Genomic DNA, 16,746 nt, shown 5'->3' on the forward strand with positions numbered 1-16,746 from the left:
AGGCCCTGCGGACGCTCGTCGCCGACAAGCGTTACCGGGACCACAGCCACCCCGAACACGATGCCTACGTCGCCCATGTAACCGGCGAGTTCAAACGGGTCTATCCCGGCATCTATGTGCCGGGCAGTTCGCACATGTATGCCAATGACCCGGAAGGCGGACCGGAAGCCATCGTCGAAGTTCGCGCCTATTCCCAAAGCCGGGACGGCAGTACTGTTCAGGTTTCCGAGCACACGCGTTCAAGGGAACGAGCTGGCCCGGCGAGCACGAGGCGATCATCGATTTGGCGACATGGGACAAGGTTCGCGCCGTGCTGGCCGAAAAATCGCCCCGGGTGCGGGCAGGCGCTTCCCGAGCGGCAACGCCAGCGCCCCTCAAGGGCCTGATCCATTGCGGCCATTGCGGAAGGGCCATGGCCCCCACCTATACCCGCAAGCAGGGGCGTCTTTACCGGTATTATACATGCATGAAGGCGATCAGGTCCGGGCACGGCGAATGCCCGGTGCGCTCGGTGGCGGCAGGCGAGATCGAGGCCGCTGTCATCGGTCAGGTTCGCGCCTTGCTAAAGGCCCCTGAAATCCAGGCTCGGGTCGAACGGCTGGCCGCAGACATTCCGCCCGCCGACGTGCGCAGCGCTTTGGCGGAATTTGACCGCCTGTGGGATGAACTATTCCCCGCCGAGCAGGCCCGCATACTGGAACTGCTGGTCGAGAAGGTGGCCGTCCATCCCGGCGACGTCGAGTTGAAGCTTAGGATCGATGGGCTGGCCAGCGTGGTTGCCGATATGAACTCGCAGCGCAAAAGGAAGGCCGCATGATTTCCCAGGACACCCTGACCATCCGCATTCCGATGACCATTCGCCGTATCGGCGGGCGCAAGCAGATCATCGTGCCCGAGGGCGAGGGTATTCCGGAGCGCCGTTGCTCCAAGCCTGACGAGGCGCTGCTGAAGGCGCTCGCACGCGCCTTCAAATGGAAGCGAATGATTGAGGAGGGGCAGGTCCTCTCGCTCAACGAGCTGGCCGAGGCCGAGAAGCTGAACGGCTCCTATGTCAGCCGCATTCTCCGCCTTACCCTGCTGGCCCCCAATATCGTCGAGGCTAACTGCATAGATATTGACGGTTCGCTTTCTCCCCTCAGCTTAATTGGTGTATACTCGCTTTTGTTTTGGCAGATCATTGCAGCTGTGGAGATTTTGCTCTAATGGATCAGCATGATCCAACGCCAGAGGCCGCCTTGGATGGCGGCACCAAGAGATGGGAAGACCTTTCCAGTGCTGAGAGAGAGACTTTTTTGCTTGCCGCCTTTTGCGGTAACGAGGCGTGGCAAAGCGTCGCCAATCATCTCGGCCTCGATCCTGTCTTGGCCCTAAGGCTGGCGACTTCCTTGTGCCACTTGGCATCTCCGCCACAGTCCGAAGATGAACGCCTGAAGCGCGAACACGCCGCGCTACTATTTCACGGGCGCCGCCCCCTCGGCCTTGCTCTTATCGCGGCCATTTCACTTCGAGATGGCATTCCGCTCCCGCGTGAACTGGACACTGGCACGGGTTCAATCTCACGGCGGGTTCCGGACGATGTTCTTCATCTGGATGATGACGTGGAGCCGCCAATCCCCCCCCCCTGTTTGCCTCAAGAAAGGCTTCCCGCCTTATCCAGCCATCCCGGAAGGAACCTGGCCCGCCTGAGATACTTGGCAAAGCTGTCCATGGGCGCGGCGCGGGCCGGACTTGGCTGGGCAGGGTGGAGGATTGGACATGGCGCCATTTCGCTTGTTCGTGCTTCAAAGGCCGCTGTTCTCGGCTTCAGACAACATAAAGCTGTGTTGCTCCATCAGCTTGTGGCTTGGAGAGCATCTGCTCTCTTAAGATTGAAGGCGAGAGAACGCCAGTGTCTTCGCATCGCCGCGAAGGATCTGCTCTCGCCTGCCAGCGAGACGGCTGCGGGCAAGTGGCAGGACATGGGCGAATCGACGAAAAACATGCTCATCGCCTCGGCACTGCGCGGTTATCCTCCCGCCCTCGCCTTTATCAAGAGCGTCGCGCCCTTTATTCGTTCTCTTCCGAACCAGGATGAAAGGAAAGATCCGCATCTTGCATACGAACCGGAACTGCGTTGCCGCCGGATTCAAAAGGCTCTCAACCGGCAGAATTCCAGGTTCTTCCGGTTGCTGTGGAGATTTTTTCCGCCTCTTGGCTAGCGCCAACCTGCTATGGAGGGCTGACTGCAAAGGCAATGCAGCCCTAGACCTGCGGAGCTTCCACCGACGTCAGCAGCCGCTCAACAAGTTTGCCTTCACGCAAATGCAAGGACAGGATCTCTTCGATGTCGGCGCTCGTTTTCACTGAATACCAGACGCCTTCAGGATAGATCACCAGCACCGGCCCCTGGCCGCACCGGCCAAGACACCCCGCGTAGTTGAATCGGGTCTTTTCGAGATTCATCTCCTTGAAAATCTTGCGGGCGGCCTCCGCCATGTCCTGCGCACCCCTTTCAGCGCACGAACTTGTCGGATGCCCATCTGGCCGCCGGTTGGTACACATGAAGAGGTGCGCCCGGAAGTGTTCCGCAAGCTTGTTCGAGACGTTGCTGTTCATGAAAACCGGCTCCTGTGATGTAGTCTTCGACTCCGGCAGATGGGGCCCGGAGAATGTCATGGCCGCAGCCCCGCCATCCCCTAATCCAGAAGATGGCGGAGGCCGCTTGCCCGCTTATCGCCAGCTGACCCGGTCGAAGACCCGGATGGCTTGGGCGTTATTCTCGCCCAGCATGGCGACATTCATAGTCTCTTCCTTGAACTCGCCCCAGGCTGAGACAAGTTGCGAACGCTTGGCGCCCGGCAGCACAGGAAACTCATTATTCACTTCGGCGTAGAATTGCTGCGCCTCGGCCCCCGAGAGGAATTCCATCAGCTTGACCGCTTCGGCCTTGTTCTTGGCGGATTTGGTGATGCCGGCGCCAGAGATGTTCATGTGCGCGCCGCGCCCTTGCTGGCCGGGCCAGAACAGCGCAACCTTGGCAGCAGCATCGCGCTCTTCGGCCTTGTCGCTGGTGATCATGCCCGCGAAATAATAGGTGTTGGCAATGGCGATGTCGCACTGGCCTGCCGCGACGGCGGAAATCTGATCGCGGTCGCCGCCCTGCGGCTTTCTTGCCATGCTCGCGACGATGGCCTTAGACCAAGCTTCGGCCTTTTCCAGACCATCAACGGCAATCATGCCCGCCAGCAAGGACTGATTATAGGCGGAAGACGAGCTGCGAACGCAAATGCGCCCTTTCCACTTCGGATCGGCAAGATCTTCGAAAGTTGACAGTTCTCCCGGCTTAACGCGGTCCTTGCTGTAGAAGATCACGCGCGCCCTGGCCGATTGGCCAAACCAGTACCCTTGCGGATCGCGGTACTTGGCGGGCACATTCTTCTCCAGAACTGAAGATGTGATGGGCTGAAGCAAGCCCTCGACGCGGGCGCGGTTCAGTCGCGCCACATCGGTCGTCTGGAAGATGTCGGCGGGGCTATTGACGCCTTCGCTTTTAAGCCGCTCGATCAGCTGGTCCTCGCCTGCCGAAAGCAGGTTCACCTTGATGCCGGTCTGTTGCGTGAATTTGTCCAAGATCGGCTTGATCAGATGATCCTTGCGCGCCGTGTAGACATTGACCTCGGCGGCGGAGGCGGCGTTGAGTGAAGCGCCAACCAGAAGCGCTGCGCCGATTAGGCTGAAGGCGTAAGAGCGATTGCGGGGCATTCTCATTGTTTGGTCCTTTCTTTGGATACGTGGTGGATTGGTTGCCGTTCAGGCGGGTTGGCGGATTCCCCGAGCCTCTCAGCAGAAACTGCCGAGGCTGGGCGGAGGCGCTTGAACCTCTTCCGGCATCGGCTCCGGGTCGGACTGATCTTCGGCTGGAAAGACATAGGCCTGCGAACGGTCGAGCTTGATGGAAACGCGCGCACCTTCGATATGGGGCAGCGGTCCTGTCGTCCGGGCGTGGAGATGGATGGGAGCGCCCTGTTCCGAATCGACACGCATATGGATCAGGTTTGAGCGTCCCAGCATGTGTGAGACCAGCACAGTGGCGATGCCGTGATCCCCAAGTTCCAAAGAAAGCGCCTCGGGCCTGACCACCAGATCGACTTGGTCGCCATCTTTGAAACCAGGAGCAGGAAAGGCGCCGAAAGGAGAATTCACCGCCCCTCCCTTGACCTTGGCGGGAATGCGGTTGACCTCGCCGAAAAACGACGCGACGAACGAGGCGGCTGGACGCCTGTAGAGTTCCTCTGGCTCGCCTATTTGAACGATGCGCCCGCCTCGCATGATGGCGATGCGATCAGCCATGAACATGGCCTCTTCGGGGTCGTGCGTCACCATCAGCACGCAAACGCCCGAGGATTTCAGCACATGCAGGGTTTCGTCGCGGATCTGGTCCCTGAGCCTCTTATCCAGGCCCGAGAATGGTTCATCAAGCAGCATCAGCATGGGTTTGGGAGCCAGCGCGCGAGCCAGGGCGACGCGCTGCATCTGCCCGCCCGACAATTGGTGCGGCCAAGCCTCTGCGTAGTTCTCCATGCCGACCTGCTTCAGCATCTCCATCGCCCGCTCGCGGCGTTCCGCCTGGGTCTTGTCGAGGATGCCAAAGGCGACATTAGCCAGCACGTTGATGTGCGGAAAAAGCGCATAATCCTGGAAGAGAAATCCAACGCTGCGCTTCTCTGGCGGCACATGAACGCCCCCGCCGCCGACCACCTGGCCGTTAAGGATGATGCGTCCCTCGACGGGGTTTTCCAAGCCAGCGGCCATGCGCAGCGTCGTCGTCTTGCCACAGCCGGAAGGCCCTAGCAGACACAGCAGCTCGCCCGGGCGCACGGCGAAGGAGACGTTGTCCACCACGCGAGTCTCGCCATAGGCGCACGAGACTTGATCCATGATAAGGCATGATGATCCGGGTGGGCAGGGTGCCATGCGCAACGGATCTGCCGCGCAGCCGCCATTGGGATTGAGGGCGCAATGCGGGCCAGGGCCGCAAAGAGCGGGCTGGGGCTTTGAAAACATCTTGTTCATGATTTGCCTCCTGGGCGTGACCTGGCGACCGCGTAACTCAACATCATGACAGGCAATAGCCCTACCAGAACTATGACTAGCGCTGGTGCCGCCGCATCCATCAGCCTCTCGTCCGACGCAAGGGTGAAGGTGCGCACGGCCAGCGTGTCGAAATTCAAGGGGCGCATGATAAGCGTGGCCGGAAGCTCCTTCATCACATCCACGAAGACAAGAAGCCCTGCCGTCAGCAGCGAGCCGCGGATCAGCGGAATATGAACGCGGCGCAAGGTTCCGAACGTCCCTTGGCCCAAGGTTCTGGAAGCGGCCTCCATGGAATTCGTGACTTTGGCCAAGCTGGCCTCGATGCCGTTGAAGGAAACGGCGAGAAAGCGGACCAGATAGGCGTAGACAAGGGCGGCGATGCTACCGGTCAGCAGTAATCCTGTCGTCACGCCAAAGTGCTCGAAGATGAAACTGGCCAGCGCATTGTCGATCATTCCCAGTGGAACCAGAGTGCCGACGGCGATCACCGAACCGGGGATCGCATAACCAAGGCTGGCAAGGCGCACGGCAGCGCGGGTGGCGGGCATTGGGCTCAATCTCTGCGCATAGGCCATCACGACGCCAACGGCAACCGCCGCCAGAGCAGCCACCAGCGCCAGCAGGAAACTGTTGCGCGCCATGGGAAGGAAATCGAGATTGACCACACTGTGTCGCAGCGACCACCAGGCCAGCACGCTCGCCGGCAGAACAAAACCCAGGAAGACGCCGGTGAAGCTGAAGGTCTGGGCGGCCAAGCTGCGCCAGCCTCTCAACTGGTAGCCTGGCAAATGCCGGTAGCGCGTGGTCGTGTGGTGAAACTTGGCGACCCCGCGCGAGACGCGCTCGATCATCACCAAAGCCAGAACGAACAGCAGCAGTACGGCGCCCAATTGCGCCGCCACGGTCGGCTCGCCAAGACCCAGCCATGTGCGATAGATGCCTGTTGTGAAAGTATCCACCGCGAAATAGTGAACCGTGCCAAAATCGTTCAGCGTCTCCATCAGCGCCAGAGCGGTTCCGGCAGCTATCGAAGGCCTGGCCAACGGCAGCGCAACTTTGAAAAACCCCTTCCATGGCCCGCGGCCCAAGGTCCGGCTGGCCTCAAGTACGCAGATCGACTGCTCCAGAAAGGCCGAACGGGCCAGCAGATAAACATAGGGATAGAGCACCAGCGACATGACGATGATGGCGCCGCCCAGCGAGCGGATTTCAGGAAACCAGTAGTTCCTAGTCGAGCTCCATCCGAAGACCTCTCGAATCGCGCTTTGGACGGGACCGGCGAAGTCAAGAAGCCCGGTGTAGGTATAGGCGACCACGTAGGCAGGCATGGACATCGGCAGCAGCAGCGCCCATTCGAGAATACCGCGCCCCGGAAAGCGGCACATGGTGACCAGCCACGCCGTTCCAACGCCGCCGACCATGACGCCCACCCCCACACCCAGCATGAGAAGGACGGAGTTGACGACATAGAGCGGCAGCACCGTTTGCGCCAAATGTTCCCAAACATCGCCGGACGACACGAAGACATGGGCAAGAATAAAGGCAACCGGCGCACCCACCAGCAGCGCGATGAACACGGTCGAGGCGACCCAACCCGAGCCAGCGCCAAACGGACGCGCGCCCTTAAGGACAGTTAGCAGCTTGCTACCCCTCACGGCAGAGGCGGCGGCGGTTTCAGTCATTCCAGGAACTCCGAATAAGCTTATTTTTAACGTGGTTTTGGTGACGCTATCGCAAATGCAAATAGCTGTCAATATCATCTACGCGATAGATGGGAAGCGGCGCGACGGATTGCCACTGGCTACAACATACTAACTGTGTTGGTATTTTCGAGCGCTTGCCAAGGCGGCCGGACCCGGACTCCTCCCGCTATGGGCCTTGGGTCGCGCTCCTTCATCGCCGACAACGCCCCGGCCAGCGCCCGGTCCCGCCACTCCGCCAGCTTGGCCACCGTGACGTTCAAATCTCGGGCTAGCCGGACGCCCCAGGCACAATGAAATAACTCATGAAATAGAAACTTTATGTAATTATCATCTGCGATGTTGAATATAGCTTTCGGCATTTCTCAGTAATTGCTCTCAGTCCAATAAACAAGCAGCAAATAGGTGTTTCTTGATTAAGTAATCTGTAAATAGGCTCGTTGTGATACTCAATTCGATCTTTGAAGTAACAGTTGCGCACAACCTAATCGATGATCTTCAAGCATTCGTCTTTGCGATCTACCAATTCAATTTCATCAATAATTTGTTATCTCCTGCCAAAATTGGAGATGGAAGGGTTTTAGAAGGGTCAAACGCTGTGCTGGCGGCCAGCCCGTGGCATGCCTGGCCCGAGCGCACCAGGCGTTCGGCCAGCTTCTTGAGCAGATCGGCGGCCTCTTGGTCCGGGACTTCCAATTCGATTTTCAAAACCGCCTCCCGAGGCCAGGTCTGATGATCGATTTTGCGGCTGCCGCCGCCGCGCCCCCAGCCGCCCGCTTTTCCACCTGAGCCACCAGGACGAATCAGAGCGGGTTAGCCGTTTCGTTTTCAGGGATTACCGGTTTTCGCGGGCGTCCGCGTCCACGCTTTCCACCCGTCGAGCGGCGTTTTGCAGGGATGGCCAATCGATGCGACTTGATCGCGGCGATTATTTCAGCCCGCTCGTAGTATATTTTTCCGATATGATATTTGGTACGCCGATCTTCGGGCAGGTGATTGAGAAAACTTGCGCTGAATCCGAATTCCTCGACCACTTGAGAAATCGACATGAAGCCCGACGAAGGCTTCGGCAGCAATCGCTGACGGGAAACACGATTTTCTTTTGATGCCTTGGCTTTGGGCATAGCAATGGCTTCACAACACAGGTGTTGATGAAGCCACGTACATTTTCGCCCATGGCATGCGGGGATTATCTGCACCCCGCGACTTGAACGGCGACATCTTTGGCAACCGAAAGCAGTTGCAATGCAGGGGCCGTCCACACATGAGTCTTGCCCCTAATCTCTTTGATTGACAGAATAGAACGAGCAGCCCATCGTTTCATGATGGCCGACAGTGATGCTCTTGAAGAGATTGACCTTAGGGCAGGACAGGTTCTGTTCAACGAAGGGGACGCACCGGACAAAGCCTACGTTGTCCGGAGAGGAAGGCTCGAAGTCTTTCGCATCAAGCGGCACAAAAGAGTCCATCTCGGTGTTGTCCAGGCCAGCGAGATTGTGGGCGAGATGGCCCTGATCGACGATAAGCCTCGCACCGCCACGGTCAGAGCCCTTGTCGACTCAAAACTGATTGTCCTCACCCGGGGCAAGCTCTTGTCCAAGATCGACAAGGCGGATCACGTGACAAGGCACCTCCTCACGAAATTCATTTCTATCATCCGAACGATGGATGAGAAACTGAGCGACGAAATCTCAAAGATTAAGTAACCGCTAGACCCAAGCCCCCAAGGCTAGTACTTTTGCTCTAACCGCGCCGTTGTTATAGCCTTCCGATGGATTGGGGATAGTGCATGAGTACACCTGACGCCGTGGACAAGCTCGGCCATCTCAGCGGGGGCGGTGCTGGTGCGACGAAAGTCAAATCTGCAGGTGCCGCCGCTGTAAAGCTGGTTCCTCCGACTTCCAAGCTTTCCGGGATAAGTTCGGGGGCTGCCAAGGCTTCCTCCACCAGTATCGCTCTTGGCAAGATAAGCATCCCCTACACCAACCTTACTGGGGTCGGCTCTGGATCTATCAACGCGACCTCAGCCGGGGTCACGAATGGGGCCAAGCTGATTTCATCCATGTTTTCTGGAAAAGGGCTGAGCCTTGGTCTTGGCTTGGGCCTCGGCGCTTGGGGGCCTGCATTGCTTGCGGGAACTGTATGCTTAGCTGGGTATGGGGCCTATCGGATGTATACCGCCAATCCAAAGAGCAATCCCCGCTCTTGGACCAAGAACAGTCAAGAGACCGCCACAATAGTCTCCCAGGTCGCGTCAATGGCTGATGCTGTATACGGAGCATTTAGAAAGCTGGTATCCTCACCGGACGATGAGGCGGCCCTGGCAGCGGAGCTTGCCGCCGAAATCGCGGCAGCAGAGAGGCTAATCGCCGAGGCCAACGAGGCTGAGAAGCGTGCATTAGCCGCCGGTGTCAATGCCAAGCAGGCCGCCAAGTTGGCCGCCGCCGCCAAGCGGAAGGCGAAAGCTGCATTGGACCTTCAGCATTCCACTGAATCCAAGCTGGCGGCCACTCGGGCACGAAAGCATAAAATTGCCGCCGCCATGGTATAGTCCATATTTACGGTAATACCGGCTGTGCTAATCTAAGCGAATATGGCCATTAGCCATTTGAGGGGGATTATGCCGATACTTCTTATCGCTCTGTCAGCATGCGGGTTTTTGGCCGTCATGGTTGGCGTGTCCAAACTGGCTGATCGCGACAAGGCAAAACCAGTCCCCAAGGATAGCCGACCAATAAACTTTCAGGGTATCGATGACGCTGGGAAGCTTACCCGGCAGAAGGCCGATCTTCAGCTTCGGGTAAATGTGCTTGCCGCAAGAGAAGATGCGCTTCTCGCCTCTGTCCGTGAATTTGAGCAGGGAGTGGATGCCCGTAAAGCCGAGAAGCTGGCGGCCGAGCAAGCTGAAATCAACGCCGCCATCACTGCCAAGGTTGTGGCTGAAACCCGTGTGAACGAGCTTCGTGAGGTCGAGCAGAAGTTGGTAGAGCTAATCTCCGGCCTTCAGGAGGAGGTCGGTCGCAAGAGAACACATGTGGATGAATTGTCCTCAAATATCACTGTCCTCACCCGAACAAAGGACGCTCTCGATGAAAGAATCACCGCTCTCTTGGCTCGGCAGCGTGAGATTGAGGCTGAGATGGCCGAGTTTGATCGGGATATCGACGAGCGCCGCCGGGAAAAAGTAGCCGAAATGGAGGGGGCCATCGCCGCGCAAAAGGAATTGGCGCTGTCTAAGGTCATGGCGTGGACGGAATCTGAAAAGTCGCGGCTTCAGGAACGGTTTGAGAGCAGCTATCAGACCGAGGTCACTGACTTGCGGCGTCAGCTGATCGAGAAAGTTACAGCCGAATTCGACAGTATCCATGAATATTTCTCGACCTTCGCCTCGGAGCGCAAGCTCATGGCCGAGACCGAGATCAAGGACTTCCTTGCGGAGAAGCGTTCGACCATTCTGTCCAACCTAGAATAGGCGGGGATCGGACATGCTTGCTCGCATCCTTCTGGCTGCCGCCCTGATTGCCAGTGTTTTTCTTGGCCCTGTTCGTCCAGTTTCAGCCCAAGAGCAGCCGGACATCATCATCTTGTTCGATCAGTCGGGATCGGTTGGAAAGCACGATCCAAAACTCGCCTCCAAGGCCTGGCTGCTTACCTTCCTGAAGACCTTCGACAATCCGTATAAGATCGAAATCGTCGGGTTCGACGAAACCCTGTACCGCCACCTCGCTATCGACCGCGATCCCACCACCGACATCAATGCCGTGAACCGGGCCATCGACGGCATTGAAACAGTCGGCAAGGCGACGGATTTGGAGATGCCCTTTCGCTATCTGCTGAATTTCGCGAAATCCTCGACGAAACTGGCCGTGATCATATCCGATGGCGAGCCTGAGATTTGGGATGCCAAGCTGGGCTATCTCAGCAAGGAGGTTCAAGCGGACTCCCGCTATGACAATCTGAACAGTCAGTATCAACAAATGAAGGATGCCGGGATCTCAAAGCGCGAACAGTTTGAAAAGCTTGGTGCCTTGTACCACGCCCGTAATATCGATCTGATCGAAGGCCAGATGCCCGGCATCGCCAAACTGATCGGGGATCGGCTAATCATTTGGGATTTATCTGGAACCTCCTATTATCTGAAGACCTGGGCCAAGGCAGCGGGTGCCCAATACCTGCCGATGCGGGTGGCTGCTCAGGAAAACCCCGTTGAGCAATTGCAGAAGGCCATGACGGCCTTGCAGCAGCGTTCCAGTGTTATCGTCAAGGAAGCCCTGCCGGACGACCATGAACATCGAGCCGTTATAGCCCTGACCACAATTCCTGAGATCGCTGCGAAGGTACAGCCGAGTGAGCAACCCGCCCCCAAGCCGCTATCTCCCCCCATTGAAGCCAGGGTGGCTGAGCCGGTTGCGCCCCAGCCCGTAGCTCCTGCGGATACGTCACCCATATGGGGGATTGTTCTTGTGTTGTTGGGCAGTGTTATTGGAGCTTTGATCGTCTACCGGCGACGAGCGGCTGCCAAGGCCGAACCAGTCGTTCCGGTGGACCTTGCCTCCCAGTACATTGACGCCAAGGTCAAAGGTGCCCTTGATGACGCGGAGAAGTTGCGGCGGAAGCTTCTTATTGCGCAAAGCGAAGCTGTCAAGGTCGAACGACGGTTCTCATTGCGTGTTGCCGTGCCTTCCGGAGCCATGGAAATTCAATGGATCAGTGCTGATGGTGAGAAGCGGGAAACGCCTGCCATCAATCTTTCCATGCACGGCGTCAAATTCGAGACACATGGAGCCGAAGTCAAGGTTGTCACCAAGATTATCTGCCCGAATATGGATGTGGTTCTGGGGGTGAAGAAATTTCAGGAAATCCGCCGTGATGGAAGTAGCTCCGTTGCCCTTCTGATCGAGTTTGAAAATAATCTCGACGACTGGATGCGGTGGGTAGAAATCATCACCCGGATCGACCAGACCCCCACAAAACTGTGAGCAAGGGGCAGGATATTTTCATGATTAATCTGATTGATGCCCCTCTGGGCTTCGTGGGACACGAACTTCAGGTTGCTCGAGATATATTTCTTTGGACAGATATCGCCTCAGCTTGCTATAACTTAATCACAATATACATAGGCGTACATTAGATCTATGTAACGTTGACATGACTAGGGGTACTTCAGCGGATCGGCTTGTCGCTCTGCGTCATTGTATAGGGAGCAGTTAGCATGCTTGACCAAATGATCATGGCCAAGGTCGAGGGAACCACCCAGGCCGCTCTCCTGTCATCGATGACCGGGAATTCCTACACGGTAGGTCAGGTTACTGCTGCTGGAAATGGAATGGGACACTGGTTGTTCCTGAACCCAGCTGGTGGCGCTACCGTTGGAAAGGGTGCCGTTGCCCTCAAGCTGGAAGGTGCCCGTCAAGTCGCGCAGTTGTCGGGGATGGTGGGCAAGACAGTCACCGTCGGCAAAGCCCCTCTCGTTGCAGACGGCATAAGCAAATGGCTTGTGCTGTGCCCCAAGGCAGGTATCGCTGCAAAGGGCGCTGCCGTTGCTGCCGGTGCTGGTGGTCTGACGGCTGCCGCCACCCAGGGTGGCGGGAACGGCATGATCATGATGAAGCTCGAGGGCGCGAGACAGGCCGGGCAGGTCCAGATGATGACCGGCAAGACTTTCATGGTGGCGAAGACCACTGCCGCCGGGAATGGAGCCGCCAATTGGCTCTTCCTTCAACCCGTTGGTGAAACCGCTGCCACCATGAAGGATCTGGTGGTCCTCAAGGTTCAACATGGAGCTGGGCAGTTGCCGTGGCTGGTCGGCAAGACCTTCGCTATTGGCGAGGCTCCTATGATGGCTGGTACAACGAGCAAATTCCTGGTTCTCAATCCTGTGACGGGTGTCGCCGCTAAGGGCGCGGTCGGAAGCGCTATCGCCGCCAAGGGTGCCATGCAGACTGTGGCATTGCAGACTGCCGGTAAAGCTGCTGTGGCAGGTTCAGTTGCCAAGGGCGCCGCTGCTGGTGCCGCCTCCAAGGGTGCCGCTGCGGTCGGCACCCTATGGACTGGTACCGGCATGAGCTTAGGCCTTGGCTTGGGGCTCGGCGCTGCTGGTCCTGTCATCCTGGGTGGCGTCATCGCCGCAGCCGGGTACGGCATTTACCGCTACCGCAAGGCCCGGACCACCTCGGCAACATCCGAGTTAGATGACGCGATTTCGGACGCTGTGACGGCTTAAGCGCGGATATATGCTGGGCCTTTACTTGTTCTCAGATAGTGCGTTGTAAGCTTGCTATGAACAGGAGGATGTTGGTCTGTGACTAATATCCCAAAAAAAAGTCGAAAGCGGGCAAGCCCCAGTTCCAAGACATCAGGTGAAATACCCTGCGCTGTGTCGTGTGAAAACATTGACGCACCCCCTTCAGAGCGTAAGGGCAGTGACACAGAGCGGGGAGAACGAGACACATTCATTGAAGAATGCCTCGTCCTCATGCCTAAAGTTGAAGCTGGTCTGAGTGCATACCGTTCTTCAACCATGGTCCATCTTGAAAGACCACCAAGTAGCATCATCCGTTTTATGGCAAATGGCGCAACCGCCCATGCCCTGGCGGATTTAGCATGCTTCGCGACGGCTTTTGAAGCTGCCCTACTTTATGGGGAAACGGAGGGGTGGACGGAGAGTCTTACCGAAGTTTTCGATAAAAGCTTCGCTATGCTGTCACTTCACCTTGAGGTGGCTAAGGCCGGGGCGGCCTGGAACTCAGATTGGGACATTGATTTAGTGGCCGATTTGATGGTCACCGCCAGCCCATTGGACCAGATTGTGGATAAGACTGTGGGTAACTCTTCGGATCAATTGGGTGTGAGTACAGACACAGAAGGTTTCTCCACCCATCATGGGGAAGCAACAGATGGTCCCACCATGGGGCCTTTTCCGCACCTCAGCCCACGGATGTCCGAAGTTCAGTATCACAAGCAAACTACCACCCTTTGGGATGGTCGGGAAAGTCTATTTCTTAAGCTTTGGGGCGTGTTGTCACGAACAACGGCGACATGGTCGAGTGTGAAATCGGGTAAGCCTGCCAGCGTGGTCAAACGCCCTCAAAAAGCAAGGCGCTCACGCGGCGAAGAAGATCCGATCCTGGATGCTCTTCGCTAGCTGTGCGCTGCATTCCTCCGGCGTGGGCCGCCTTTTGTAATTCGGTCATTTCGTCGATTCTGCCGTGATCTTTGGTGGAATTTGGAGTGAGAAGTGTCCATAAAACCGGTTATGGACACAAGTTCGACGGGGCGTCAGTCGGCGCAATCGCTCGTGGTCTGAAGCGTTGAAGCGGGGGATTGTCGCGGCGTCCTTTGAGCCGGGTTATTCGGTTTCTGTGGTTGCAAGGCGCTATGACGTGAACGCGAACCAACTGTTCAAGTGGCGCAAGGCCTTTCGCGATAGCTTGCCCGGCAGACCACCTGATCCGGCCACCCCGCAGTTGGTGCCAGTGGTCGTGTGGCCAGAGCAGCCGGAAGAGGTAACGCCGCAATCAGCGATGCCGATGGTGGCGATAGAGATCGATGTGGCCGACAAGTACCGTCTTCGCGTCGGCAGCGGCGTCGATGCAGGGGCACTCCAACTCGTCCTCGGTGTTCTGGAGCGACAATGATGTCAAAAACGCGAAAACCGCCGGCAGGACGTCCGGCGGCTTTGCGGTTCCCGGTTCCCGGGCCGTTGGAGGACGGTAACTTTCCGGGAACGCGCATGAAGGAACTGAAGGGTATTCTTGCAGTCTTTTGATCAAAGGCAAGTGATAGAAATCACAAGTCATGTGTGACGACAATCAATTTACAGGCTAATTTTTTTGTTTAAACTGTGTTGCATCGCGGCTGTGTTTTTTTGCGGATAATACGACTATTTGGGGATGTTGTGTCTAGGAGGTAAAAGATACCGTGGTGCCGTGCTGTTACGAGATGCGCAGCCCCTAATGATTTCCTTCGGAGTTGGAGATTGGCCATCTGTTTAAAAGACGCGGCTACTGCCCCGACAGTTGGGCTTATACTCACGTCGCGTCATGTAACGACCTACCCGCCCATAAAACTCCCCTACCCCGACAGTTGGACTTATACTCACGTCGCGTAATATACGGCTCGTTTCCAAAGCCCGACAGCTGGGCTTATACTCACGTCGCGTAATATACGGCTCGTTTCCAAAGCCCGACAGTTGGGCTTATACTCGCGTCGCGTAATATATGGCTCGTTTTCCAAAGCCGACAGTTGGGCTTATACTCACGTCGCGTAATATACGGCTCGTTTCCAAAGCCCGACAGTTAGATGTATATTCACGTCGTCTCATATGAGGCGCGACAATTTCGATAAAAACAACGTCGCAGCTAGGCTCATTGTCTTACCAGGCCGGGCGAGGCTGCAAGGGTGAAAACGGGGACCGGAACCCCTTGTTCCGTCCGCCATTGCTGCCCTCCGTCTTGTCGTCGCCGCCTCTGGCCCAAGCATTGGTTTTGGAAAGAATCAGGCAGGGAGGCTCCTACCCTCATCCCTATCGCCCTGCTTGCCTGATGACGGGCTATTGGGTCGATCCGTCCTGCTGGCTGGCCGAGAAGGGACTGAAAGGCGCTGCTCGGCAGCATCGGCTTCCACCATCTCGCCTGGATGCCCAGCCGGGTTCTTGCCCTCTACGGATGGCATTCCCGGGCGTGCTGTCCCCTTTAGGCCAAAGATCCCCTGCCTGGGTGTTTGCCGCCCCAAAGCCCAGCTTGGAATCGCCAGGACGCTTTTGCGGTTTCTCGCTGTTCTGACTTTTGGATTTTCTTGAGCCCGGACCCGCTTTGGTACAATTTCCGGCCACCTGCCCATCGAGGTTTTGTCCTTTGCCGCCCGCGATATTTTTTTTCGGCCATTGTGATGCCGTTGCACGGTCCCGCCGGGAGGGCCTTTTCCAAATTGCGATTCCGCCGCCGCGAATCGCCTTTAGTGCGCCTTGGCTGTGTTTTGCATTTTCGTGGTACCGACAGCTTGAACAATCCGTGAGTCCAAGATTTTGCGATTCGGCGGTACAAAGTTTTGTACGCGGTTGGCGTTTTTGGCGGCTCCACGCATCGGTGACTCTGCTGGTACAAAATCAACGCCATCGGCGGCGATTTCGCGGTACCGTGAAATCGCATCTTTATCTATCGATTGGTTTTTGGAAAACACGGGAGACGACCCAGTACCGCAACCTCCCTGCAAACCAACAGACATACTCAGAAAATTTGCAGCAACTAGACGCTGCTGATCGGCGGTTTCGCGTTTGCGATTTTTTGACATCAATCCGAGCCGATTGGTCGGTCTCCTCATAGGTAGTGCAATGAAGTTTCGCTCTGTTTGACATATTTGTAAGATCAGAAATGTCTTTCTGGAACATTCCAAAAATTGATATTTTTTCGAAAACGGCGATTTAATCTCATCTATTCGAATGATCAACTAGGACATTTTTTTGAAAATCGGCATTTAATGTCATCTAAGCACCAGATAATTTAGGAGATTATTCGCGCTTCGCAAGTCTCTCCTTGTTTTCAATGTGTTGTGAGGTGGTCCCAGGGAACCAGAGCATTTGAAGCCGCCCTTGCGCGGGTGATGGGATTTTGGAATCCACCTCTTTCCACTCATTGACAGTTCCAGGCGTGCTGGTTTGGAGGTGCTTCACGATGGCGCCACAGATTCTGCATATTTCGCAGCTTTGCTGGAGCAACGAAAACGCCTGCCGTTGTCAATAATGTCGGCTCGTGATTTCAGAAAACTGACGGTACCGCTGATTTGCGATTCAGACGGTTTTCTCTGGTACCAAGATATGCCGATTGCCTGGAACCAAAAATTGCCAGAGGCGCGGGGAAATGCTGGGACCGGATTTCTGCGGCATGTCGCTTGATTTTATGTGCCGCGACTTTTGCAAAGTGCGTGGTACCACGAAAAGTGAAAAGAGAGACAAGGCGCACCAAAGGAAGGAGGC

Annotated in this window: 18 protein-coding genes; 11 read left to right on the plus strand and 7 right to left on the minus strand. The window is 56.7% G+C overall.

Going from position 1 to position 16,746, the window contains the following annotated elements; translation table 11 throughout:
- The first annotated feature begins 274 nt into the window (after positions 1–274).
- From HQL44_09845 to HQL44_09855, 3 genes are read left to right on the plus strand one after another with little or no spacing between them, the layout of a single operon-like run.
- Positions 275–817 (plus strand): recombinase zinc beta ribbon domain-containing protein, encoded by a 543-nt coding sequence (locus HQL44_09845; protein ID MBF0268884.1) that lies wholly within the window; start codon positions 275–277, stop codon positions 815–817.
- Positions 814–1,203, plus strand: coding sequence for a hypothetical protein (locus HQL44_09850; protein MBF0268885.1), 390 nt, complete (start codon positions 814–816; stop codon positions 1,201–1,203). Before HQL44_09845 ends, HQL44_09850 begins: the two co-directional genes overlap by 4 nt.
- Positions 1,203–2,198 carry a hypothetical protein gene (locus tag HQL44_09855; protein MBF0268886.1) on the plus strand — a complete coding sequence of 332 codons (996 nt, stop codon included), beginning with the start codon at positions 1,203–1,205 and terminating at the stop codon, positions 2,196–2,198. Before HQL44_09850 ends, HQL44_09855 begins: the two co-directional genes overlap by 1 nt.
- 43 nt (positions 2,199–2,241) lie before the next feature.
- On the opposite strand, the gene HQL44_09860 is transcribed toward HQL44_09855, so the two are convergent.
- From HQL44_09860 to HQL44_09885, 6 genes are all read right to left on the minus strand, one after another.
- Positions 2,242–2,595 carry a (2Fe-2S) ferredoxin domain-containing protein gene (locus HQL44_09860; GenBank protein MBF0268887.1) on the minus strand — a complete coding sequence of 118 codons (354 nt, stop codon included), beginning with the start codon at positions 2,593–2,595 and terminating at the stop codon, positions 2,242–2,244.
- Between the two features lie 114 nt (positions 2,596–2,709).
- On the minus strand, positions 2,710–3,741 hold the full coding sequence (locus tag HQL44_09865; protein MBF0268888.1) for a Fe(3+) ABC transporter substrate-binding protein: 1,032 nt from the start codon (positions 3,739–3,741) through the stop codon (positions 2,710–2,712).
- Between the two features lie 78 nt (positions 3,742–3,819).
- On the minus strand, positions 3,820–4,917 hold the full coding sequence (locus HQL44_09870) for an ABC transporter ATP-binding protein (GenBank protein ID MBF0268889.1): 1,098 nt from the start codon (positions 4,915–4,917) through the stop codon (positions 3,820–3,822).
- Positions 4,918–5,048: 131 nt separating this feature from the next.
- Positions 5,049–6,755 carry an iron ABC transporter permease gene (locus HQL44_09875; protein ID MBF0268890.1) on the minus strand — a complete coding sequence of 569 codons (1,707 nt, stop codon included), beginning with the start codon at positions 6,753–6,755 and terminating at the stop codon, positions 5,049–5,051.
- Between the two features lie 537 nt (positions 6,756–7,292).
- The gene (locus HQL44_09880; GenBank protein ID MBF0268891.1) at positions 7,293–7,481 is read right to left on the minus strand and encodes a hypothetical protein; all 189 of its coding nucleotides are present in this window, start codon (positions 7,479–7,481) and stop codon (positions 7,293–7,295) included.
- 95 nt (positions 7,482–7,576) lie between these two features.
- On the minus strand, positions 7,577–7,897 hold the full coding sequence (locus tag HQL44_09885) for a hypothetical protein (GenBank protein ID MBF0268892.1): 321 nt from the start codon (positions 7,895–7,897) through the stop codon (positions 7,577–7,579).
- A 198-nt stretch (positions 7,898–8,095) separates the two neighbouring features.
- On the opposite strand from HQL44_09885, the gene HQL44_09890 reads away from it, so the two are divergent.
- From HQL44_09890 to HQL44_09920, 7 genes are all read left to right on the plus strand, one after another.
- Complete coding sequence (locus HQL44_09890) at positions 8,096–8,479, plus strand: cyclic nucleotide-binding domain-containing protein (GenBank protein MBF0268893.1); 384 nt, start codon at positions 8,096–8,098, stop codon at positions 8,477–8,479.
- 464 nt (positions 8,480–8,943) lie between these two features.
- Positions 8,944–9,324 carry a hypothetical protein gene (locus tag HQL44_09895; protein MBF0268894.1) on the plus strand — a complete coding sequence of 127 codons (381 nt, stop codon included), beginning with the start codon at positions 8,944–8,946 and terminating at the stop codon, positions 9,322–9,324.
- A gap of 108 nt (positions 9,325–9,432) precedes the next feature.
- A complete protein-coding gene (locus HQL44_09900) occupies positions 9,433–10,245 on the plus strand; it encodes a hypothetical protein (protein ID MBF0268895.1) in 813 nt (270 codons plus the stop codon).
- A 13-nt stretch (positions 10,246–10,258) separates the two neighbouring features.
- On the plus strand, positions 10,259–11,752 hold the full coding sequence (locus tag HQL44_09905; GenBank protein MBF0268896.1) for a VWA domain-containing protein: 1,494 nt from the start codon (positions 10,259–10,261) through the stop codon (positions 11,750–11,752).
- 233 nt (positions 11,753–11,985) lie between these two features.
- Complete coding sequence (locus tag HQL44_09910) at positions 11,986–12,996, plus strand: hypothetical protein (protein ID MBF0268897.1); 1,011 nt, start codon at positions 11,986–11,988, stop codon at positions 12,994–12,996.
- 252 nt (positions 12,997–13,248) lie between these two features.
- Complete coding sequence (locus HQL44_09915; GenBank protein ID MBF0268898.1) at positions 13,249–13,917, plus strand: hypothetical protein; 669 nt, start codon at positions 13,249–13,251, stop codon at positions 13,915–13,917.
- Positions 13,918–14,083: 166 nt separating this feature from the next.
- Positions 14,084–14,410, plus strand: a complete 327-nt coding sequence (locus HQL44_09920; protein ID MBF0268899.1) for a transposase — start codon at positions 14,084–14,086, stop codon at positions 14,408–14,410.
- A 1,318-nt stretch (positions 14,411–15,728) separates the two neighbouring features.
- On the opposite strand, the gene HQL44_09925 is transcribed toward HQL44_09920, so the two are convergent.
- Positions 15,729–16,220 carry a hypothetical protein gene (locus HQL44_09925; protein ID MBF0268900.1) on the minus strand — a complete coding sequence of 164 codons (492 nt, stop codon included), beginning with the start codon at positions 16,218–16,220 and terminating at the stop codon, positions 15,729–15,731.
- Positions 16,221–16,428: 208 nt separating this feature from the next.
- Between HQL44_09925 and HQL44_09930 the strand changes: the two genes are divergently transcribed.
- Positions 16,429–16,665 carry a hypothetical protein gene (locus tag HQL44_09930; protein MBF0268901.1) on the plus strand — a complete coding sequence of 79 codons (237 nt, stop codon included), beginning with the start codon at positions 16,429–16,431 and terminating at the stop codon, positions 16,663–16,665.
- Positions 16,666–16,746: the final 81 nt, after the last annotated feature.

Source organism: Alphaproteobacteria bacterium (genome assembly GCA_015231795.1).
GTDB lineage: Bacteria > Pseudomonadota > Alphaproteobacteria > Rhodospirillales > WMHbin7 > WMHbin7.